We start from the raw sequence: 21,203 nt of genomic DNA, 5'->3' as shown, positions 1-21,203 counted from the left end.
CCTGAGGTGCGAGCGTAGCGAGCCTCGAAGGATGAAACGGCCACAGACGGGCCGTGCATCCTTCGAGGCGGGCAAGAGCGCGCACCTCAGGATGACGGTCGCTAATTCAGCTCGATGACGACGTCACGGTCTAAGGCGGCAGCCATGCAATCCTTCCTCGACATCTTCGACATCTACTTTCTCGAGGCCGTCATCAACGGCATCCTGCTCGGCGGCGTGCTGGCGCTGCTCGCGCTCGGCCTGAACCTGATCTTCGGCGTCATTGATGTCACCTGGATCTGCTATGCCGAGCTCGTGATGATCGGCATGTACGGTATGTATTACCTGGTGCAGTATTTCGGCCTGTCATACTGGGTTGCCGCGCCGCTGGTCATCATGCTGGTCGCGCTGCTCGGTGCGGCGCTGCACTACCTCGTCATCGCGCCCTTGCTGACCTCGCCGCCGATCAACCAGCTCCTGGCGACCGGCGGCGTTCTGTTCATCCTGCAGAGCTTTGCCACCGTCGCCTTCGGCATCGACTTCAAGAACCTCGGCATCCGCCTGCCGGTGCTGTCGCTCGGCGACATGAATTTCAGCTACGCGCGGCTGCTGTCCTTTGCCGCAGCGCTGCTCGGCATGATCGGCGTCTATCTGTTCCTGACCCGCACCTTCACCGGCACCGCGATCCGCGCCATCGCGCAGGACCGCCAGATCATGCCGCTGATGGGCGTCGATGCGAAGCGCATCTATCTGGTCACCTCGGCAATCGGCGGCGGGCTGGCCGGCCTCGCCGCGTGCCTGCTCGTGCTGCAATACGACGTGCATCCCTTCGTCGGGCTGTCGTTCGGGCCGATCACCTTCCTGATCTGTGTGCTCGGAGGGCTCGGCAATTTCATCGGCGGCTTCATTGCTTCGTTCCTATTCGCCGAGATCATCTCGCTCGGCGGCCTGTTCTCCGATCTCGAATGGGGTTACGTGCTGGCGTTCGCCTTCTTCATCGTGATGATGTTCATCCGGCCTGCGGGCCTGCTCGCGAGGCGCTCGTGAACCGGCGGATCATGGCGTGGATCGTCGGGCTTACCGTGCTGGTGGCGGTGCCTTTTGTGCACAGCGACCCCTATCACTTGCACATCCTGGTGCTGATCCTGATCTGGTCGTTCGCCTACACGTCGTGGTCGATCATGGGCCGCTTCGGCCTGGTGTCGCTCGGCCACGGCGGCTTCATGGGGACCGGCGCCTATGTCACGGCGCTGCTGTGGAACGAGTTTGGGCTGTCGCCCTGGATCGGCATTCCACTCAGCATGCTGGCGGCGGGCGTGCTCGCGCTGGTCGTCGCCTATCCCTGCTTCCGCTTCCGCATCACCGGCCATTATTTCGTGCTGGTGACCCTGGCGCTGGCCGGCATCGTGCTGCAGGTCATCACAGCAACCCGCGACTATACCGGCGGCTCGCTCGGCTACACGCCGCAGCGCGCCCCGAGTGGCAAGGGATTGCTTGCGCTGCAATTCGACGACAAGACGACCTGGTACCTGATCGCGCTCGCGGTCTGGCTCGCCGGCATCGTGATCTGGCACCGGATCGACCGCAGCATGGGCCGTCACGCCATGGAGGCGATCTCGGAGGACGAGGACGCGGCCGCCGCGGCCGGCGTCAACGTCACGGCCGAGAAGCTTAAGATCACGCTGATCAGCGCACTGATGACCGCGCTCGCGGGCGCGCTGTATTGCCAGTATCAGATGTTCATCTCGCCCGACACGGTCAGCGGCATCGCCGTCTCGCTGCAGATGGTGTTCGCCGCGATCGTCGGCGGCGTCTATGTCGCGCTCGGGCCGACGGTCGGCGCTATCATCACCATTCTGCTCGCGGAAGTGTTGCGCATCAGTTTCGGAGCGAGCGCGGTGGGCTGGGACAACCTCGTCTACGGCGTGCTGTTGGTGCTGTTCATCATCTTCCTGCCCAAGGGCATTCTTGGTAGCGTGATCGACTGGATCAAGTCGCCCCGCAAGCCACCGAGAGCTCATGAGCAAGAAACCGTCCGCGTCGCTCGCCGATGAACTGAAGCCCTATGTCGCACCGTTCCGGTTCGACGGTGCGGGCCAATTCCACCTGAAGTCGTATCCGACCGCCGACAGGGGTGGCATCGACAAGGACGCCGGCGGCAAGATCATCGAGGCCAACCGCAAGCGGCTCAGCGACTTTCAGGAGAAGCTCTATGCGCAGGACCGCTGGTCGCTGCTCCTGATCTTCCAGGGCATGGACGCCGCCGGCAAGGACTCCGCGATCAAGAGTGTGTTCGAGGGCGTCAATCCACAGGGCTGTGAGGTGTCGTCCTTCAAGCAGCCCTCGACCAAGGAGCTCGATCACGACTTCATGTGGCGCGCAATGGTCGCGCTGCCGGAGCGCGGCCGCATCGGCATCTTCAATCGCTCCTACTACGAGGAATGCCTGGTGGTGCGCGTGCACCCGGAGGTGCTCGGCAAGCAGAAGATCCCGAAGCGCCTGGTGACCAAGCGCATCTGGCGCGAGCGCTTCGAGGATATTTCCGCGATCGAGCGCTATCTGTCGCGCAACGGCACGGTGATCCTGAAGTTCTTCCTGAACGTCTCCAGGGAAGAGCAGCGCCAGCGCTTCCTTGCCCGGCTCGAGGAGCCGGCCAAGAACTGGAAGTTCTCGATGGCCGACGTCTCGCAGCGCGCGCTGTGGGCGAGATATCAGGCGGCCTACCAGGACATGATCCACCACACCGCGAGCAAGGATGCGCCGTGGCACATCGTGCCCGCCGACCACAAATGGTTCGCCCGCGTCGTGATCGGCTCGACCATCGTCGCCGCACTCGATCGGCTCGATCTGAAATTCCCCGAAGTCGACAAGGCCGACCTGAGCGAGTTCAGGCGCATCCGCGACGCGCTGGAGGCGGAAGGCAAGGGCGGCCCGGCGAAGGCGAAGCCGGTTGCGAAGAAGTAGTCGCTGTTTGCTCGAACGGAGGTCAGAGCGTCGGCCGCTGCTTGCGTGAGGTGAGCACGTCAGTCAGGCTCCCTCCCCCCTTGCGGGGGAGGGGCGGGGAGAGGGGTGAGCCGCGGGCGAGATGATCGATGGGAATGTTGCTATCGCAATGCAGCGCGCGTCGGGTGTGGACTGGACAGGTCGTGCGGCCGCCCCTCTCCCTAGCCCTCCCCCGCAAGGGGGGAGGGAACCCTACCGCCGGTGCGTCCCTGACGTGCGGCGGCGTGCTTACCCCGCGCGCCCATTAGGTCAGCCCGCCTGACCATCTTTCCCCATTGCGGCCGCTTGCCATAATCGTCTAGAAACACCCGCACGGCGCTGCCCGGCAACCGACTGTCAACGGTTTTGACCGAGGATCTGGCGCTTCTAAAGGGTCTGGCAATGCTGATTCGCGGCCAAATTGATGGGATTTCGGGGGAGGTGGCGTTTGCCGCCCGTACCGCCGCGATCCCGGCTGCGCTGCCCACCCTGCTTATTGGCGGCCTTCTTCTTACCTGCCCCTGAGGGCCGGCTGGGCGTCTGCGCCTGGGCACTCAGGGGTTTGTACGAGATCACCGGACCCTGACGCGCCCCCGCAACATGACGGGCGCACAAGCTTAAAGGAATTTCTGACATGGCCACCGTGAACAAGTCCGAGAAGGACCGCGTCATCATTTTTGACACCACCTTGCGCGACGGCGAGCAGTGCCCCGGCGCCACCATGACCTTCGAGGAGAAGCTCGAGGTGGCCGAGCTCCTGGATGACATGGGGGTCGACGTCATCGAAGCCGGCTTCCCGATCACCTCGGAAGGCGATTTCCAGGCGGTCAGCGAGATCGCCCGCCGCTCCAAGAATGCCGTGATCGCCGGCTTGTCGCGTGCGCATCCGGCCGACATCGACCGTTGCGCCGAAGCGGTCAAGTTCGCCAGGCGCGGCCGTGTCCACACCGTGATCGCGACCTCGCCGCTGCACATGCGCGTCAAGCTGAACAAGACCCCGGAGCAGGTGATCGAGACCTCGGTCGCCATGGTGGCGCGCGCCCGCAACCAGATCGATGACGTCGAATGGTCGGCTGAGGACGGCACCCGCAGCGAGATGGATTTCCTCTGCCGCATCGTGGAAGCCGTGATCAAGGCCGGCGCCACCACGGTGAACATCCCCGATACCGTCGGCTACACGGTGCCGGAGGAATACACCCACTTCATGAAGACGCTGATCGAGCGCGTGCCGAACTCGGACAAGGCGGTGTTCTCGGTTCACTGTCACAACGATCTCGGCATGGCGGTCGCGAATTCGCTGGCCGGCATCGTCGGCGGCGCTCGCCAGGTCGAGTGCACCGTCAACGGCATCGGCGAGCGTGCCGGCAACGCTGCGCTGGAAGAGATCGTGATGGCGATCAATGTGCGGAACGACAAGTTTCCGTACTGGAACAAGATCGACACCACGCAGCTCACCCGTGCGTCCAAGCTGGTCTCGGCCGCGACCTCGTTCCCCGTCCAATACAACAAGGCGATCGTCGGCCGTAACGCCTTCGCCCATGAGAGCGGCATCCATCAGGACGGCGTGCTGAAGGACGCCTCGACCTACGAGATCATGCGGCCGGAGATGGTCGGCCTGAAGCAGTCCTCGCTGGTGCTCGGCAAGCATTCCGGCCGCCATGCCTTCGTGCACAAGCTGGAGGAGATGGGCTACAAGCTCGGCCCCAACCAGCTCGAGGATGCCTTCACGCGGATGAAGGCGCTCGCCGACCGCAAGAAGGACATCTACGACGAGGACATCGAAGCGCTGCTGGATGAGGAGATCGCCGCCGCGCACGACCGCATCAAGCTGACCTCGTTGACCGTGATCGCCGGCACCCATGGCCCGCAGCGCGCCACCATGAAGCTCGACGTCGACGGCCAGACCAGGATCGAGGAGGCCGAGGGCAACGGCCCCGTCGACGCCGTGTTCAACTGCATCAAGCGCCTGGTGCCGCACGACGCCAAGCTCGAGCTGTACCAGGTGCACGCGGTGACCGAAGGCACCGACGCCCAGGCGGAAGTCTCGGTGCGTCTGGCGCATGAGGGCCGCTCGATGACCGCGCGCGCCGCCGATCCGGATACGCTGGTTGCCTCGGCCAAGGCCTATCTCGGCGCGCTGAACAAGATCGTGATGAAGCGCCAGCGCGACGTCCCCGCGGCGGCCGCTGCGAGCTGACGGCACATCTGATCGACACAACATTCGAAACGCGGCGCTTCGGCGCCGCGTTTTTGTTCGAGCTCGTACGCAGGGCGGGTTGGGCGCAGCCGTGCCGCAACCCGTCGCGCCCGCACGCACTACGTTTTGTCATTGCGAGCGAAGCGAATTGTCCGCCGGAGCCTTGGCGAAGGCGGAAGTAATCCATCTCACCGCTTGCTGATGCATGGATTGCTTCGCCGCGTCGCTTCTCACACGACGGCCATGGCCTGTGCGATTGGGATGGGAACAGCGCCATTAGATTATTTCTGGAATCCTATTCCAACAATCCGTCGTAACCCGCGCCGCTTTGGAATCTTCCGCGCCATCTCCAGCGCTACCCTGCGTCTTTCCCAGGACGCCGCCCATGCCGATCTCCCCCGTCGTGTCAGACCTTCCGCGCAGCCCGACCCCGGCGGAGACCGCGCTCACGCGCCGGGTCGACCTCACCACGCTGCGCCTCTTCATCGCGATCTGCGACGAGCAGAACCTGACCCGCGCCGCGCAGCGCGAGGGCATCGCGGCATCGGCGGTGTCGAAGCGCATGAACGATTTCGAGCTCGCCTTCGGCGTCACGCTGTTCACGCGTCTCGCCAAGGGCATGGCACTGACGCCGGCCGGCGAGGCGCTGTTGCATCATGCCCGTGTCACGTTGCTCAATGTCGAGAAGATCGCGGTCGAGCTTTCTGAATATGCGCAAGGGGTGCGCGGCCATGTCCGCATGCTCGCCAACCTGTCGGCGATCGTGCAGTACCTGCCAGAGGATCTCTCCGCCTTCTTCGGCGCGCACGGGCTGTTGCGCGTCGACCTAGAGGAGCGGCCGAGCGGGCAAGTGGTGCGCGGCATCGAGGAGGGCGCAGCCGAGATCGGCATCTGCTCGGCGGAGGTGGACAGCCGCGGCCTCGAAGCTTTTCATTACCGTTACGACAATCTGGTCGTGGTGATGCGATCGGACCATCCGCTCGCCGGCTGCGGAAACCTCTCCTTCACCGATACGCTGGATTACGATCACATCGGCCTGCATACCGCAAGCTCGATCTATCTGCGCTCGCAATATGCAGCGACCCAGGCCGGCAAGGCGATGCGGCTGCGCATCAACGTGCCGGGCTTCGATGCGGTCTGCCGCATGGTGCAAGCAAATATGGGGCTTGGGCTGATCCCCGATCGCGCCTTCCATGTTGTCGGCGCCGGCATGGGTCTTCGGGCGATTCCGCTGCGCGATGCGTGGGGCCGGCGCGAGCTGAAGATCGTCGTCCGCGACGCCGCACGTCTGTCTGCGACCAGCCGCCTGATGCTCGATCATTTGCGCGCAGCGGAGACCTCGTGAAGCGGCGCATGGCTGCGGGAGCGAAGCGCAGATGCGATGTTGTCTGCTAGGCTCTGCAGCCCGTTACCCCTGACGAGGTTGGTGACGGCGTCGACTCCGCAAATGCGCCCTGGGGTCTCGCGAAGGAAATACGGTTTCCATTTTTCAGAATCGCTCTCTGGCGCGTGCTGCCAACCTTGTCGCAACTTCGCGCAGCGGCTTCAAAGCCGAACCTGAACAGCTATTCAGGAAAGTTTCTATCAAGTTCCTGCAACGTCTGCGGATGACGACCGTTGCCTCGCTGACAGACGGTGAAAGGAGGGACAGATGAAGAGCCTCACTTACGCTTTCGCGGCGCTAGCGATACTCGTAATCGGTGCTCCGACCATCGCTAATGCGGGCGGCGTTGGCGTCTATATCGGTGGCGACCGTGGCTATTACGCTGATCGCTTTGATCGCCCCCATGCGCGGTTCTACGAATATGATCGCGGCTGGCATCATGGCTGGTACCATCATGACCGTGACTACGACCGCGGGTTCGTGATCCGGCGTCATCATTGGGAGGACGAGGACTAATCCGTCCTCTGCTCCGGCCAGTCCGGCAACAAGGGCCCCGCCGAGGCGGGGCCCTTCCTTTGCCGAGTTTGTTGCGGACCGGGCAGGGGAGTTCCACTTCACCCAGATCCATCAATCCCAGACGTTCGCGGGCGAAAGTCATCGGCGAGTGGCGCGATCAACTAATTAGTTCTAGTCCATAACAATGTTGCCGAAGACGTAATGAAGTGAGTACGATGGTTGTCCCCTCAGTAACAGTTCAGGGACCCCGCCATGCCCGCTCTCCAAGCAAAATTGGAACGATTTGAGACCCTTGCTGCCGAATGCGAGCTGATCGCTAACCGGGCGATGGACGGGGGCAAACGAGAGCTATATTTGCGGCTGGGCGCACGCTATCGCGAGCTGGCGACCGATATGCGGACCGTGATCGCAAGCGTCGACGCTGCGGCGTAGGGCTGCCCGCGCAGTGCGGCGGACCTGCGGAGTTGAGCCATATCTTCACCTGTGGTGGGTTCGTCAGGTGCTTTAACTCACGTGGGTTGTTGCGAAGGCCGGCAAAGCCGCCGGTCTCTGTACGCTGCTTGTGCATCCAGGTGAGAGAGACCGCGACCTGAGGTCGACGTAACCATCTCAAATGCGTCCGCCGCACCACGGCACACCATGGCCGCACGTCGCCCCTCCCACAGGAACGACTGCCAGCGCCGACCGTTGGCAGTGGTCTCAACAGGAGGAACGCACCGATGAGATTCGCGAAAGTCGCTTTGGCCACTGCGTTTATCTTCGGATCGATTGCTGCTGCCGCCGCTCAAGGCGGAGGCTCTGGTAGCGGAGGCGGTGGCGGTGGAAACTCTCCAGCAGCCGCGAGCGGCCAGGGCGCGAGCAGCAGCCCCAGATACGCCAACCCCGGTGCAACCGCCAACGACACGAAGTTGAAGGGCGGCTCAAGAATGAGCTCTCGCAAAAGCCACAGGCGCCATCACACCATGTGATGCTTCCAGTGCCCGCCGACTACCGTCGGCGGGCACTGCCTCAAGCAAGGTCACCACACTCCGATTGAGTATGCCGAGCTGCACGTGGTTGTTGTGAGAATCCAGCGGTGACACTTGCCGTCGGGGACTGTGTATCATTCCAGGGTCGCTGTCGCTGCGGGCTTGACAGAGCCGCCTTCTCACAAGCCGGACAGCATTCGTCTGGAGCCGTGTTGCCGGTTGGACACGACGGGCAACTCAGTAAAAATCCGTCAAGCCCTTGCGAGAGAAATATTTCTGTTTTCAGGAAATACAACTCGGTGTATGAATAGCCCGTCTCACCCGCTTGAGGGGCGCTTCGCGATCGTCACGAGTGTCGGGTCGAGATGCGGTGGACGCCGCTTGCGCAACTGACGAGTGCGCATGAGGCGGACGGTGAAGTCGTGCAGGCCTGACGCCCTAGTGGCAGGTGTCTTATCAGTGAGAGGCAAGTTCTCTCGCTGATGACGGTGACAACCAAGCCCAGTCTCGCCGGGGCGAGCACGTATAAGCCGTAACCCATCGCGCAGGGAAAGCCGGGCTTGCTCCGGTTACACCAGTGGTCCTACCCCCGAGCTTTCTACCATTGCTCGGGGCCCATGGGTGCGATCGGCACCCGGCTTTCCCTGCGCCCTCTGTTTGAAGAGAGGGCGGAACGAGATGCAAAGCTCGGACGATACATGTCGCGAGATCGCGGATGTATGAGTGAGAGCGCTCCAAACTTCGCTGTCGTCCCTGCGAAAGCAGGGACCCATAACCACGAATGCTGACTGTTGCGCACCGCAGGAACGGCGAGTCCCGTCAACAACAAAAGCTGCGGAGTATGGGTCCGCGCTTTCGCAGGGACGACGCGATGGAGCGAGCCGCGGCCTCTCATTTCGGTCGCTGACGTCTCTGGAATACGGGATCACCCGCATGCGCGGGTGATGACACTGAGCAAGCTGTTTGACAGTTGAATCAGAAACTCGCCGTCGAAACCTCTGCGGAGCTTGTCGCCGGGCGCGCGTTCGCGCGACCCGTTGGCTCCTCGCAATGACGGTGGAAACGTCGTCGCAGAAATTCCTCTACGTCATGCTGAGGAGGCCGCCAACGGGTCCGCGCGAAGCGGGGCCCGATGATAAACTCCGCGGCCGTCTCGAAGCACGACGGCCCGATTGTGGCCATGCATCCTTCGAGGCTCGCTGCGCGAGCGCCTCAGGACGACAGGGCTGAAAGCGGAGCGTCTTGGCGCCAGAATGATTCCTGAGAACGATCGCCGGCATCGACATCAGTGTTCGTGCCGCGCGAACCCGCCATTTCCGAACCCCTCATTGACCGCAGCGCTTCCGCCGGGCACAGCGGACTGCACGTCACGTCATCATTCGCTGGCGGCAGGGCGCAGACGTGGATACCACTGCGCGATTTTGCAATGCAGCAATCGCGCAAATCAGACCCTGCTAAAGGGGCAATGGCATTCGCCGCGGCTTCTCTGTAATGGTGCGGCCGGATGTCTCGGGGCCGGCGGTTCGTGCCCCGCAATTACGCGGGAGGATACATGCGTAAACTGATTTTGGCTGCGGTTTCGATCGCGGCACTGACTTTTGTGGGGCCGGCGTCGGCCCAATCGCCGATCATCATCAAATTCAGCCACGTGGTCGCCTCGGACACGCCGAAGGGCAAGGCGGCGGATAAGTTCAAGGAACTCGCCGAGAAGTACACCAACGGCAAGGTCAAGGTTGAGGTCTACCCAAACTCGACGCTTTACAAGGACAAGGAAGAGCTCGAGGCGCTGCAACTCGGCGCCGTGCAGATGCTGGCGCCGTCGAACTCGAAGTTCGGCCCGATCGGCATCAAGGAATTCGAGGTTTTCGATCTGCCCTACATCCTGCCCGACCTGAAGGCGCTGCGGAAGGTGACCGACGGCCCGCTCGGCGCACAGTTGCTCAAGAAGCTGGATTCCAAGGGCATGACCGGCCTCGCTTACTGGGACAACGGCTTCAAGCAGATGAGCGCCAACAAGAAGCTCGTCGCGCCCGCCGACTACAAGGGCCTCAAGTTCCGCATTCAATCGTCGAAGGTGCTGGAAGCCCAGTTCCGCTCGCTCGGCGCGATCCCGCAGGTGATGGCGTTCTCGGACGTCTACCAGGCGCTGCAGACCGGCGTGGTCGACGGCCAGGAGAACACTTGGTCGAACATCTACACCCAGAAGATGCATGAGGTGCAGAAGTACGCCACCGAAACCAACCACGGCTATATCGGCTACGTCGTGATCGTGAACAAGAAGTTCTGGGACGGCCTGCCGGCCGACATTCGCGACGAGCTGTCCAAGGCGATGAAGGAGGCGACCGAGTTCGGTAACAGCCAGTCCGCCAAGGAAAACGACGACGCGCTGGAAGCGATCAAGAAGGCCGGCAAGACCGAGATCATCAGCCTGACGCCGGAGCAGAACGAGGCGATGCGCAAGGCGATGCTGCCGGTCTACAAGGAAGTCGCCTCGCGCGTCGGCCAGCCCTTGATCGATGAGTTCCTGAAGGAAACGGGCCGCGGCCCGATGAACTAAGGCGAATCGCCTAATAGCCGCCAGGAAGGCGGTGCGCTCCCTCTCCCGCTTGCGGGGGAGGGTTGGGGTGGGGGCTATCTCCGCGCGTCATTCCGTTGGAGAGAGCCCCCACCCGTATCGCATCTGCGATGCGATACGACCTCCCCCGCAAGCGGGAGAGGTGCAACGAGTTCGCGGATGGGCCTCTCAGTCGAGAACCCTCCCGCAAATCTAATGAGCGCCGCGGCCGGATCAGGCCGCGGCATGAGGGCGTGGCCGGTTGCCGTGTCCGGCCATGACTGGGGAGATCAATGCTGCTGAAAATTCTCGACAGGCTTGAGGAAATCATCATCGCGAGCCTGATGGGCGCCGCGACGATCCTCACCTTCGTCACCGTCCTGCACCGCTTCCTGGTGGACGTGCCGTTCCTCTATCCATACCTGTTCGGTATCAATCTCGCCTGGTCGCAGGAACTCTGCATCTACATGTTCATCTGGATGGCCAAGTTCGGCGCCGCCTATGGCGTGCGCACCGGCATCCATGTCGGCGTCGACGTGCTGATCAACCGCCTCAACGATTACTGGCGCAAGCGCACCATCACCTTCGGGTTGCTCGGCGGCGCGCTGTTCACCGCGATCGTCGGCACGATGGGCGCCAAGTTCGTCATCGAGCTGATGCACACCGACCAGGTCTCGCCGGACATGGAAATCCCGAGCTGGATCGTCTACGCCTGCATTCCGCTCGGCTCCTACCTGATGTGCTTCCGGTTCCTGCAGGTGTGCTGGACCTACTGGTGGACCGGCGACCTGCCGCACCATGACGCCTCGCATGTCGAAGGCGTGGAGACCAGCAAGAACGCGCCGATCGCGCTTGGAGAAGCGTGATGAGCGCCGCACTGATCTTCGGACTGCTGTTTGCCCTGATGCTGACGGGCATGCCGATCTCGATTTCGCTCGGCCTGACCGTGCTCACCTTCCTGTTCACGATGACGGAGGTGCCGATCGAGAGCGTCGGCCTGAAGCTGTTTTCGGGCCTCGACAATTTCGGCATCATGGCGATCCCGTTCTTCATCCTCGCCGGCACCTTCCTGACCCGCGGCGGCGTCGCGCGGCGCATGATCGCGTTCACGACTTCGCTGGTCGGCCATTTGCCGGGCGGATTGGGGCTTGCCGGCGTCGCGGCCTGCGCGATGTTCGCAGCGATCTCGGGCTCGAGCGTCGCCACGGTGGTTGCGATCGGTTCGATCATGATGCCGGCGATGGTCGATCACGGCTATCCGCGCCGTTTCGGCGTCGGCGTGATCTCGACCTCGGGCGCGCTCGGCATCCTGGTGCCGCCCTCGATCATCCTGGTGCTGTACGGCGTCTCCACCAACACCTCGATCGGCGCGCTGTTCATGGCCGGCATCGTGCCGGGCATCCTGCTCGCGCTGATGCTGGCCGGCGTGACGTTCTTCGTCGCACAGCGCAACGGCTATCCGAGGATGCCGCGGGCGACGTTCGCCCAGCAGTTCAAGGCGTTCCGCGAGAGCATCTGGGGGCTGCTGCTGATCGTGATCGTGCTCGGCGGTATCTATGGCGGCATCTTCACGCCGACCGAGGCGGCCGCGGTGGCTGCGACCTACGCCTTCTTCATCACGGTGTTCGTCTACAAGGAGCTCAAGCTCTCCGAGGTGCCGAAGGTGCTGCTGCAGTCCGCGAGCATGAGCTCGATGCTGCTCTACATCATCACCAACGCGGTGCTGTTCTCGTTCCTGATGACGCACGAGCAGATCCCGCAGGAGATGGCGGCCTGGATCATCGACAAGAACTTCTCGGTTTGGATGTTCCTGCTGGTGGTCAACGTCATCCTGCTGCTCGCCGGCAACGTGATGGATCCGTCGTCGATCCTCCTGATCATGGCGCCGATTCTGTATCCGCTGGCGACCAAGCTCGGCGTCAATCCGGTGCATTTGGGCATCCTGATGATCGTCAACACCGAGGTCGGATTGTGCCACCCGCCGGTCGGGCTCAATCTCTACATCGCGAGCAGCATCGCCAAGATGGGCATCAGCGAGATCACTGTCTCGGTGCTGCCGTGGTTGTGCGCGATGCTGGTGTTCCTCGGTCTCATCACCTATGTGCCGGAGATCTCGCTGTGGCTGCCACGATTGCTGGGAATGATTGGCCCCTGATCCGCGAGCCGGAAGGCCGTGTGAGCGCGAGGCGCATCGCGGCCTTCCGACAACTTCGTACGCAGACCGAAACCAAACGGTGGATCAGCGCGGCTCTCTATTTCTGGCGGGCAACAAAGCGGATTACATCTTGGTAACAGAGGTCTCTCTGACCAATCCGTAAGTTGAAGGCGCAGGCGGGGCGCACCATCCTCAGGCAACCTTCAAAGGAGGTTCGCATGAAGAAAGTTCTGCTCGCCGGCGTCGCGGCGCTCACGATCGCCGGTTCGACCGTGGTCTATGCCCAGCATCGTCCATGGTTTCATGGTCAGATGCGGATGAGCCCCGAGGACCGCGCGGCCTTCCTCGACGCGCGCATCGCCGCCGTCCACGCCGGGCTGAAGCTCAACGCCGATCAGGAGAAGCTGTGGCCGCCGGTCGAAGCCGCGGTGCGCGATTTCGCCAAGATGCGGATCGATCGCGCCAATGCGCGGATGACCTCGGACAAGAACGATGCCGATTCCGCGCAGGCGCCGGATAACCCGGTGGCGCGCCTGCGTGCGCGGGCCGACAACATGGCGGCGACCGCGACGTCGCTAAAGAAGATCGCCGACGCCGCCGATCCGCTCTACAAGACGCTCGACGACAACCAGAAGCGGCGGCTGACCATGCTCACCCATATGGAAGGGCATGGCTTCGGGGCCGAGGGCTGGCGCCGCCACCGCTTCGAGCGCGGCATGGATCGCTGGGAACATGGCGGCCGTGGCGATGATCACGACCGATATGACCACGACGACGGTCCGGACCAGGAACAGTCGGGCCGGCTCTGATCGCGGTCGCGGCGTCCACGCCAAGCCACGGAAAAGCCGCCGGATTCCGGCGGCTTTGGCCGGTCGGAGCAAATTACCAAAAGTCGGGAAAACTCGCTCTGGCTTGCTGGACATCCCGGGTTCGCTTTGCTAAACGGCGGCTCTCTTGCGAGGGTCACTTCCGGACAAGTTCCGGGCGCATAGCTCAGTTGGTAGAGCAGCTGACTCTTAATCAGCGGGTCCCAGGTTCGAGCCCTGGTGCGCCCACCACAGGAAAATCCTTATTTTCCAAGACCTTCGCGGGATATCGGTCGAGAACAAAACGGGTCTCGTGCGACGCTTTTTGTGGTCGTTCGTCGCACGCCGTGCGACGAATCGAGTTCTCTGAATGTTTTTCGATGGAACCCGGTCTGCACGTAACCGCCAAAATAGACAGGGGAATTGTCCGTACTTCGCCGCTAAGACGAAGCGGAACACCGCGCGAGTCGAATGTGCTGGCGGTGTGCTGGAGCCAATAGCCGGCCGTGTGGCCAGGCGTTGGCGGGGGCTCGAAAGGCCATCAACTGGATGACGTTCGTCATCATCACGACAGCTTCAACCTTGCAAGCCGTCGGGCCTTTGGCGATTAGCCCTTCATCCCTTCCTTGCGTACCTGCAATTCGAGCCGGTCGATGCCGGCGTCGGCGCGATCTACATTGCGGGCGCGGTAATGCTTTACGATAGTTTGTGCACTTCGGTACGAATGGCCGGTGATGTCGCAAATGGTCAGCAAATCGCAGCCGGCACGATCGAGCAGCATAACGCAAGTGTCGCGCAGATCTTGATCGTGTTTCTGGTCAAGTTCGCCAGCGCCATTGACGAACATGAGCGATTGGCACGGCTTTAGCCGCCATGCTGCTTGATCGCCATTGCTGTCGCGCGCCGTCTGCGCATCCAGCCATTGCGCCAGCGCATGCGCGCGCTGATCGACCGCGCGGGCTCGCCGTGCCTTGTTCTCTTCGTCGAGCGGGAAAGTCGCAAAGAGCCTGTCGACGATCCTGGTCAACTCGGCGGTCAGTCGCTCCGCGCGGACGATTGCCTGTCGTGGGGTATCACGTGCGAGGAAGCCGAACACGGCGACGGCACGCGCGGTCGACACCCAATGCCGGTAGGTGCTCTCATCATAAGGCTCGCCATTGTCCTCGTTGACGACCAACTCGACCGGTACCATCTCAAGCTGAAGCCGCAGCTTGAGTGCCTTCACCCGCGCGCGCGCCGCATTCAGCCGTATGGTGAGTTGTGGTGCTTCCTTGATGTCGACGAGTTCGCCAGTCTTGCTCTGCCGAAACGTGTGCCGTCCCTCGACGTCGCTTTCATTGCGCATGATCAAGCGGTCTGTCTGGCGTTGTCCAGTGAACAGCGCGAGATAGAAACTGTCGCCGATCGACGAGCGTTCAATTGCATCCGCTGCGGCAACCCAGGCGGAAAATTCCGGCATTGCGACCAGCACGATGCGGCCGTCCGGATGATCGAATTCCATTCCCTCTCGCGGGTTGGGCCCAAGGCGCCATAGGACGCTTTCCTGGCCCCAGGTGAGTGCAGCTGATAGCGTCGCGATCATCGACAGCGCCATATGATGGCCACGGACCGATTTCGCATAATTGTAGAACGCTCGAAGCTCCGGTTTGCCGATTGAGGATGGTGTGGCGGTCGCAATCGCCTCCAGTTCGCGCGCGGGTTCGGCTACGCCTAGCAGTTTGGCGGCGCGGATCTCGGCACGCATCTTCGCAGCGGCTTCGCGCGTCTGCGGCCGGTATAGGATGGCGGAGATGCACTTGCGATATGAGGATTGCGACGCGGCCGAAAGCACCTTGAACTCGGCCGATTTGCTCCAATCGTCTAGAAGATCCTCGATCGTGGTGCGCTTGCGGACCGTAATCTTTTTCGGCAGCTTACCAGCGCGGCGCGCCGCATCGATTTCCGATCGTCGTCTGTCGGAAAAATCGGACGCCTCCTGGAGATTGAACCACGCGCCGACCGGGCGGCCCTTTTCGTCGTGGGGCGGATGACGCAGGTCGGTATCGACAAAGCCGAGCGCCCTGGCGTAAGCGCCATGCGACGAGCGCGGACGGCCGTCACGCCACTTCACGTATGGAAATTTCGGATCGGCCATTGAAAGTCTCGGTGCCGAAGTGAGAGGGCACCATTGGAATCTAGCGCGACCTTGAATGTCAAGCGCCATGATCCCCATAGGCCATTCTCAGCCGCTCGCGATGTTCTTCATCGCTCGCTGCCGGCGGTGCGGCGAATGCGTCACCAGCGATCGTCTTCGGTCGCATAGGATGATGCCGAGTCAGCCAGGCCTCAAAGCCAGTACGTTCCCATTTAAGCGGCCCACGTTCGCTGATCGGCGCTGGCAAGCCGTCGCGCTCGTGCCGGATTTGACGCGTGCGATAGAAGGTGTCCAGTGAGACGCCTATCGCAATTGCAACCTCGGTCGAAGAATAGGGCGCCATCATCTTATGTGGACCGTTCGGTACGTACAAACGGATAAGGCCGCGACCACGTTGTGCATTCGCACGCCGCCTCTATGCGAACCTGCAACCAGACCATTATGCGCGGCAGCATATCCATCGCTTTCGTTGATCTACGGCGTTTTCGTTTGGGTTCCATCTCGCTCGTGATGGCTTGTTCGCGCTGTTTCTGGTGCGACTAGTGCGGTTGAGTCTCGACCTTCAGTCACATAATTTGAAGATCGCCCTGTCCGCGGATCGCTCTGCATCGTGACAAAGATGACAAGTTGCGGCCGCAATGCAAGAGAGAGTGTCGAGCGATATCAACGTGTTGCATCGCTGTTGTGCGCGGCATCCGAGATGCCAAGCGTAGCCGATCGGGAAAACGCAAAGTCGAGCGTACGAAGAACATTTTCGTGATCACCCTTTAGGAGCTGCAATTTGTTTCACGCCGTGGAGGAAGAGTTAACTATCATCGCAAGCGCTTTGGCTTGCTTCAAAATGAAGCTGAGTTCCATGGAGTACAAATCCAGCGTTGCGATTCTACGCTGAGCCAAAGAGGTAAGAGGCCGATCTGGAGTTGGTGTTGCAGTTTCGTCCTTTCATTTCTGCGCTGCGGTTGACGGGTGACGCCTACCGAACCGGCTTAAGTTGAGAGCCTTCAGCTCAAAAGAACGCCCGATCGGTTGCCTACCGCTACGCAACTCAAGGCGACGAGAATCCTACCCTTGTCATCGCCCATGGCGAGCCGCTTAGTCTTGCGCATTTGCGGCTCTGCGGATTTGAGGGGAAAGCCTTCCCCTGCGCCCGAGCCTTTGGTCTTGGCCGACCCCTTCTGCGGGGAGGTCCCCGCAACGCCCCTTAGAGTCAGAGTGCGGACGCGATTTGTCGTGACGGGTTGCAGGCTGGAGGAGAGGCCTCCGGCGCCCGTCGCGGAGATCCGCGATGTCCAGAACGACCAGATCCGCTCGCGCCGGCTCCAACCGGGCGAGCCTCTTTGATGAGATCACCGACAAGATCATCGGCGAGCTGGAGGCCGGCCGCGTGCCTTGGGTCCAGCCTTGGGCAACGGCTGCAGCGAAAGCGCCGCTCGCTGTGCCGAAGAACGCCGCCACCGGCCGACAATATTCCGGCATCAACATCCTGATTCTCTGGGGCGCCGTCATCGCTCATGGCTATCCCGGCCAGAGCTGGCTTACGTTTCGCCAGGCGCTCTCGCTCGGCGGCAATGTTCGCAAGGGTGAACACGGCACGACCGTCGTATACGCCGACCGTTTCGTGCCAGACGATGAGAAGAGGCGCGCACGCGAGAGTGGCGAAGAAGCCGCCACGATCCCGTTCCTGAAACGCTTCACCGTGTTCAATGCGGCGCAGTGCGAGGGCCTGCCCGAGGACGTGGCGACCATCGCGCCACCGCCTCCGCCTGGCCTGATCGAGCCCCGGGTCGAGGCGCTGATCCGGGCCACTGGTATCGATTTTCGGATCGGCGGCAATCGCGCCTTCTACGCACCGGGCTCGGACTTCGTCATGGTGCCGCCGCCGCACGCCTACTTCGAGCCGATCAACTGGCATCGCACAGCCCTGCACGAACTTGGACACGCCACCGGCCATGCTTCGCGGCTCGGTCGGGATCTTAGCGGCAGCTTCGGCACCAAGAAGTATGCATTCGAAGAGCTAATTGCAGAAATGAATGCCGCTTTCTGCTGCGCCTCGCTTGGCATCGTGCCGACCGTCCGGCATGCCGACTACATCGGCTCCTGGCTCGAGGTGCTGCGCGAGGACAATCGCGCCGTTGTCCGCGCCGCCTCCCAAGCGAGTAAGGCGGCCGATTGGATTCTCGGCTTCCTGCCAGCTGACGACCAGGCCTTGCCCGGCATGGACAGGAGGGCGGCATGATCCTCCTGACCCCCGAACTGCGCGAACGCCTACTCGCCAACGGCCGTGAGCCTGACACCGACCACGTGCCCGTCGTCAAATTCTTCAATCCGCTCGGTGCGGGAGTCTGGCTTGCGACCGAGCTCGATGCCGACGGCGACACCCTGTTCGGCCTGGCTGATCTCGGCGAACCCGAACTGGGGTCGTTCAGCCTGGCGGAGATGACGGCCGTCCGTCTGCCGCTCGGCATGGGAATCGAGCGCGATCTTCTCTTCGAGGGCATGGTTCCGATCTCGGTCTGGGTCGAAGCCGCGCGGCGGACCGGCAGTATTCGGGCGGCAGAGCGCGTGCTCTACACCGCGGCGCGAGCCAAACGTGAGAACAACCGGCGCGCGTCTTCGCCGTGACTTTGTGAGGGCGCCGGAAAAGAGAGGGAGAGGGCTGCGCCGGCTTTCGCGGCGGGTTGGAGGTCGAGAGAGAGGCTCTCGGTCGCCCGCCGCGGAGACCATCTCGATGGCTACTGCGGTTCAGAAAATCACCCTGTCGTCCTCGCGCGACATTCCCTTCAACAAGCTGGTGCTCAGCCAGTCGAACGTCCGGCGTGTGAAGGCCGGCCTCTCCATCGAGGAACTGGCCGAGGACATCGCCCGGCGTACCTTGCTCCAAAGCCTCAATGTCCGGCCGGTCCTCGACGCGGACGGCGCCGAGACCGGCATGTTCGAGATCCCGGCCGGCGGGCGCCGTTATCGGGCGTTGCAGCTGCTGGTGAAGCAGAAGCGCCTGGCCAAGACTGCGCCGGTGCCTTGCGTCGTACGCGATCCGGCGACTGACATTCTCGCCGAGGACGATTCGCTCGCCGAGAACGTCCAGCGCGCATCGCTGCACCCGCTCGACCAATTCCGCGCCTTCGAGGCTCTGCGCGAGAAGGGTAAGAGCGAGGAGGACATCGCCGCTGCCTTCTTCACCTCGGTCAACGTCGTGAAGCAGCGCCTGCGCCTCGCCTCCGTCTCGCCCGCACTGCTCGACGTCTATGCCGACGATGGCATGTCGCTTGAGCAGTTGATGGCCTTCACCGTCACTGCAGATCAAGGTCGCCAGGAGCAGCTCTGGCAGGCCATCTCCGACTCTTGGCAGAAAGAACCCTATCAGATCCGCCGTATGCTGACGGAGAAGACGGTGCGCGCATCCGACCGGCGCGCCGTGTTTGTTGGCCTCGACGCCTACGAGGCGGCCGGTGGCGGTGTGCTGCGCGACCTGTTCCAGTCCGACGACGGCGGTTGGCTTGAGGACGTCGCTCTGCTCGACCGTCTGGTCGCTGAGAACCTGAAGACAGAGGCGGAAACGATTGCCGCCGAAGGTTGGAAGTGGATCGAGGTCGCCATTGACTTCCCCTACGGCCATACTCGCGGCTTGTGCGAACTGGACGGCATGGCTGCCGATCTTTCGGCCGAGGAGCAGGGGACCATCGAGGCTCTCAAGGCCGAATATGCCAGGCTCGAGGCCGATTACGACGGCGCGGATGAGCTGCCCGACGAGGTCGACCGGCGACTTGGCGAAATCGAGACGGCTCTCGCCGCTTTCGACGATCGCCCCGTCATCTATCAGCCGGCCGACATCGCCCGCGCGGGCGTGTTCGTCGGCATCGATGCCGAAGGTACGCTCTTGGTCGATCGCGGCTACATCCGGCCCGAGGACGAAGTGCCCGTGGCTGAGCCGGAGCAGAACAGCGATGGCGAACCCGCTACCGTGGCCGTGGACGGCGCCCAACCGTCAGCGGCGGTTGTCCAGCGCGCGGTCATTACTATTGGCGGCCAAGTCGCCGAGCCCGAGGACGAGGATGACGATGCGGTGAAGCCGCTGCCGGACCGCCTGCTGACCGAGCTCACGGCGGAGCGGACGCTGGCGCTACGCGACAAGCTGGCGATCACGCCTTCGGTCGCCTTCCAGGCGGTGCTGCACAAATTCTGCCTCGACGTCTTCTCCCGGTATTCCTCCTATGGAACGGCGATGGAGATCTCCGTGCGTAGCGCCAGCTTCCCGGTGCAGGCGCAGGGGCTGAAGGACACGCCGGCAGCCAAGGCGATCGACGCGCGCCACAAGACATGGGAGGAGCGCTTGCCCAAGGACAGAACCGATCTCTGGGACTGGCTTACCGCTCTGACGGGCGACGAGCAGGCGGCGCTCTTTGCGCACTGCGCCTCGTTCGGCGTAAACGCTCTCTACGAGAAGGGCGACCGCTACGGCGGCGGCGCCACGCCGCACACGGTCGAGCAGCGCATTGCCGACGCCGATCGCATTGCAAGCGCCGTTGATCTCGACATGGTGGAAGCCGGCTGGCGTCCCACCGTCGAGAGTTATCTCGGCCGGGTGCCGAAGCGCCGCATCCTTGAGGCGGTGCGCGAGGGTGCCGGCAAGCGAGCCGCCCAGCTCATCGATCATCTGAAGAAAGGCGACATGGCCAAGGAGGCCGAACGGCTCCTGGCCGAGACCGGCTGGCTGCCCGAGCCTCTGCGCATGGCCGGCGTCGACCAGACGGCGACCGTCGACGCCACGGAGCCCGAGGGCGATAGAGAGGCGCTGCCGGAATTCCTCGCCGGCGACGACGAGGAGTCACCGGCCGATGATGCGGACGAGCCGCACATGATCGCGGCCGAATAGCTCGAGCACGCGGGCCGGTATCCGCCGTCCCGCGTCTCTTTCACTGCCAATCCACCCCAAAAGCCCGGCTCCTGCCGGGCTTTTCTAATTATGGAGGCTCTCGTGCCCCTCTTCACCATCGAGACGACCTATCGCCTGCCGATCTATCGGCAGCGAACTTACGACGCCGAAACCCTCGACCAAGCCTGCGATCTCGCGATTGCCGACGAGGGCTGGGATGACAACAGGTCGGACGTCGAAACGTCCGGCGACACCTTTGTCACGGGCGTCTGGGAAGGCCGCGACGCGGCCTATATCGGCCGAGCCCTGCCGATCTCGTCACGTTTTGACGAGCAGGTCCAGCGCAAGGCGGGCCATTTCGAATTGTTGCTCGGTCTGCTCAAGATTCTCGCCCACGTCCGTGATGACGGCTCAGCGGATGTCGAGCTTTGGCGCCGACGGGCGGACGCTGCCATCGCAAAGGCCGAGGCCATTCTCGCGGGCGAAAACGATCCGATCGAGGGGGCTGCGTCATGACGAAATACATCGTCACCGTCGTCGAAGGCGATGCGAGCTACCTCGCGGAAGTGGTGGCCGACGCTGACGACGGCCAAGCCTGGCCATCTTGGCAGTTCGGATACTGACGAACGCTCTGTGCGCGGCGCGCCGCTACCGG

The 21,203-nt window shown here is 62.8% G+C and carries 16 protein-coding genes and 1 tRNA gene; 16 read left to right on the top strand and 1 reads right to left on the bottom strand.

Annotated elements, in window-relative coordinates; genetic code table 11:
- The first annotated feature begins 144 nt into the window (after positions 1-144).
- From P6U30_RS28590 to P6U30_RS28535, 12 genes are all read left to right on the top strand, one after another.
- Entirely contained in the window at positions 145-1,026 is an 882-nt protein-coding gene (locus tag P6U30_RS28590; protein ID WP_407166163.1) for a branched-chain amino acid ABC transporter permease, read from the top strand.
- A gap of 11 nt (positions 1,027-1,037) precedes the next feature.
- Complete coding sequence (locus P6U30_RS28585) at positions 1,038-2,033, top strand: branched-chain amino acid ABC transporter permease (RefSeq protein ID WP_407170555.1); 996 nt, start codon at positions 1,038-1,040, stop codon at positions 2,031-2,033.
- Positions 1,999-2,943, top strand: a complete 945-nt coding sequence (locus P6U30_RS28580) for a polyphosphate kinase 2 family protein (RefSeq protein ID WP_407166162.1) — start codon at positions 1,999-2,001, stop codon at positions 2,941-2,943. Before P6U30_RS28585 ends, P6U30_RS28580 begins: the two co-directional genes overlap by 35 nt.
- A 652-nt stretch (positions 2,944-3,595) precedes the next feature.
- On the top strand, positions 3,596-5,158 hold the full coding sequence (locus P6U30_RS28575) for a 2-isopropylmalate synthase (RefSeq protein ID WP_407166161.1): 1,563 nt from the start codon (positions 3,596-3,598) through the stop codon (positions 5,156-5,158).
- A 385-nt stretch (positions 5,159-5,543) separates the two neighbouring features.
- Positions 5,544-6,503: a LysR family transcriptional regulator gene (locus P6U30_RS28570; protein WP_407166160.1), complete on the top strand. Its 960-nt coding sequence runs from the start codon at positions 5,544-5,546 to the stop codon at positions 6,501-6,503.
- Between the two features lie 306 nt (positions 6,504-6,809).
- Positions 6,810-7,058, top strand: a complete 249-nt coding sequence (locus tag P6U30_RS28565; protein ID WP_407166159.1) for a hypothetical protein — start codon at positions 6,810-6,812, stop codon at positions 7,056-7,058.
- A 252-nt stretch (positions 7,059-7,310) separates the two neighbouring features.
- Positions 7,311-7,490: a hypothetical protein gene (locus P6U30_RS28560; RefSeq protein WP_407147873.1), complete on the top strand. Its 180-nt coding sequence runs from the start codon at positions 7,311-7,313 to the stop codon at positions 7,488-7,490.
- A 2,088-nt stretch (positions 7,491-9,578) separates the two neighbouring features.
- Entirely contained in the window at positions 9,579-10,583 is a 1,005-nt protein-coding gene (locus P6U30_RS28555; protein ID WP_407147868.1) for a TRAP transporter substrate-binding protein, read from the top strand.
- Between the two features lie 290 nt (positions 10,584-10,873).
- Positions 10,874-11,446, top strand: coding sequence for a TRAP transporter small permease (locus P6U30_RS28550; protein WP_407147867.1), 573 nt, complete (start codon positions 10,874-10,876; stop codon positions 11,444-11,446).
- The gene (locus P6U30_RS28545; RefSeq protein WP_407166158.1) at positions 11,446-12,735 is read left to right on the top strand and encodes a TRAP transporter large permease; all 1,290 of its coding nucleotides are present in this window, start codon (positions 11,446-11,448) and stop codon (positions 12,733-12,735) included. The genes P6U30_RS28550 and P6U30_RS28545 overlap by 1 nt, the downstream gene beginning before the upstream one ends.
- A gap of 218 nt (positions 12,736-12,953) precedes the next feature.
- A complete protein-coding gene (locus tag P6U30_RS28540) occupies positions 12,954-13,544 on the top strand; it encodes a Spy/CpxP family protein refolding chaperone (RefSeq protein WP_407166157.1) in 591 nt (196 codons plus the stop codon).
- Positions 13,545-13,717: 173 nt separating this feature from the next.
- Positions 13,718-13,793: transfer RNA gene (locus P6U30_RS28535), tRNA-Lys, on the top strand.
- A 355-nt stretch (positions 13,794-14,148) separates the two neighbouring features.
- Here P6U30_RS28535 and P6U30_RS28530 read toward each other — a convergent pair.
- Positions 14,149-15,135, bottom strand: a complete 987-nt coding sequence (locus tag P6U30_RS28530; RefSeq protein WP_407166156.1) for a hypothetical protein — start codon at positions 15,133-15,135, stop codon at positions 14,149-14,151.
- Between the two features lie 1,825 nt (positions 15,136-16,960).
- On the opposite strand from P6U30_RS28530, the gene P6U30_RS28525 reads away from it, so the two are divergent.
- From P6U30_RS28525 to P6U30_RS28510, 4 genes are all read left to right on the top strand, one after another.
- The gene (locus P6U30_RS28525; RefSeq protein ID WP_407166155.1) at positions 16,961-17,911 is read left to right on the top strand and encodes an ArdC family protein; all 951 of its coding nucleotides are present in this window, start codon (positions 16,961-16,963) and stop codon (positions 17,909-17,911) included.
- On the top strand, positions 17,908-18,297 hold the full coding sequence (locus P6U30_RS28520; RefSeq protein ID WP_407166154.1) for a DUF2958 domain-containing protein: 390 nt from the start codon (positions 17,908-17,910) through the stop codon (positions 18,295-18,297). Before P6U30_RS28525 ends, P6U30_RS28520 begins: the two co-directional genes overlap by 4 nt.
- 106 nt (positions 18,298-18,403) lie before the next feature.
- On the top strand, positions 18,404-20,548 hold the full coding sequence (locus P6U30_RS28515) for a ParB/RepB/Spo0J family partition protein (RefSeq protein WP_407166153.1): 2,145 nt from the start codon (positions 18,404-18,406) through the stop codon (positions 20,546-20,548).
- Positions 20,549-20,650: 102 nt separating this feature from the next.
- A complete protein-coding gene (locus P6U30_RS28510; protein ID WP_407166152.1) occupies positions 20,651-21,064 on the top strand; it encodes a hypothetical protein in 414 nt (137 codons plus the stop codon).
- Positions 21,065-21,203: the final 139 nt, after the last annotated feature.

It is taken from the genome of Bradyrhizobium sp. ORS 111, from assembly GCF_045571485.1.
In the GTDB taxonomy this organism is placed as follows: Bacteria; Pseudomonadota; Alphaproteobacteria; order Rhizobiales; family Xanthobacteraceae; genus Bradyrhizobium.
Note: the sequence above shows the minus strand (reverse complement) of the source record. Positions and strands in the feature narration are given on the sequence as shown.

Bases quoted from the DNA above. Each gene is read 5' to 3' on its own strand.
- P6U30_RS28590 (WP_407166163.1), top strand. From the start codon at position 145: ATGCAATCCTTCCTCGACATCTTCGACATCTACTTTCTCGAGGCCGTC.
- P6U30_RS28585 (WP_407170555.1), top strand. From the start codon at position 1,038: ATGGCGTGGATCGTCGGGCTTACCGTGCTGGTGGCGGTGCCTTTTGTG.
- P6U30_RS28580 (WP_407166162.1), top strand. From the start codon at position 1,999: ATGAGCAAGAAACCGTCCGCGTCGCTCGCCGATGAACTGAAGCCCTAT.
- P6U30_RS28575 (WP_407166161.1), top strand. From the start codon at position 3,596: ATGGCCACCGTGAACAAGTCCGAGAAGGACCGCGTCATCATTTTTGAC.
- P6U30_RS28570 (WP_407166160.1), top strand. From the start codon at position 5,544: ATGCCGATCTCCCCCGTCGTGTCAGACCTTCCGCGCAGCCCGACCCCG.
- P6U30_RS28565 (WP_407166159.1), top strand. From the start codon at position 6,810: ATGAAGAGCCTCACTTACGCTTTCGCGGCGCTAGCGATACTCGTAATC.
- P6U30_RS28560 (WP_407147873.1), top strand. From the start codon at position 7,311: ATGCCCGCTCTCCAAGCAAAATTGGAACGATTTGAGACCCTTGCTGCC.
- P6U30_RS28555 (WP_407147868.1), top strand. From the start codon at position 9,579: ATGCGTAAACTGATTTTGGCTGCGGTTTCGATCGCGGCACTGACTTTT.
- P6U30_RS28550 (WP_407147867.1), top strand. From the start codon at position 10,874: ATGCTGCTGAAAATTCTCGACAGGCTTGAGGAAATCATCATCGCGAGC.
- P6U30_RS28545 (WP_407166158.1), top strand. From the start codon at position 11,446: ATGAGCGCCGCACTGATCTTCGGACTGCTGTTTGCCCTGATGCTGACG.
- P6U30_RS28540 (WP_407166157.1), top strand. From the start codon at position 12,954: ATGAAGAAAGTTCTGCTCGCCGGCGTCGCGGCGCTCACGATCGCCGGT.
- P6U30_RS28530 (WP_407166156.1), bottom strand. From the start codon at position 15,135: ATGGCGCTGTCGATGATCGCGACGCTATCAGCTGCACTCACCTGGGGC.
- P6U30_RS28525 (WP_407166155.1), top strand. From the start codon at position 16,961: ATGTCCAGAACGACCAGATCCGCTCGCGCCGGCTCCAACCGGGCGAGC.
- P6U30_RS28520 (WP_407166154.1), top strand. From the start codon at position 17,908: ATGATCCTCCTGACCCCCGAACTGCGCGAACGCCTACTCGCCAACGGC.
- P6U30_RS28515 (WP_407166153.1), top strand. From the start codon at position 18,404: ATGGCTACTGCGGTTCAGAAAATCACCCTGTCGTCCTCGCGCGACATT.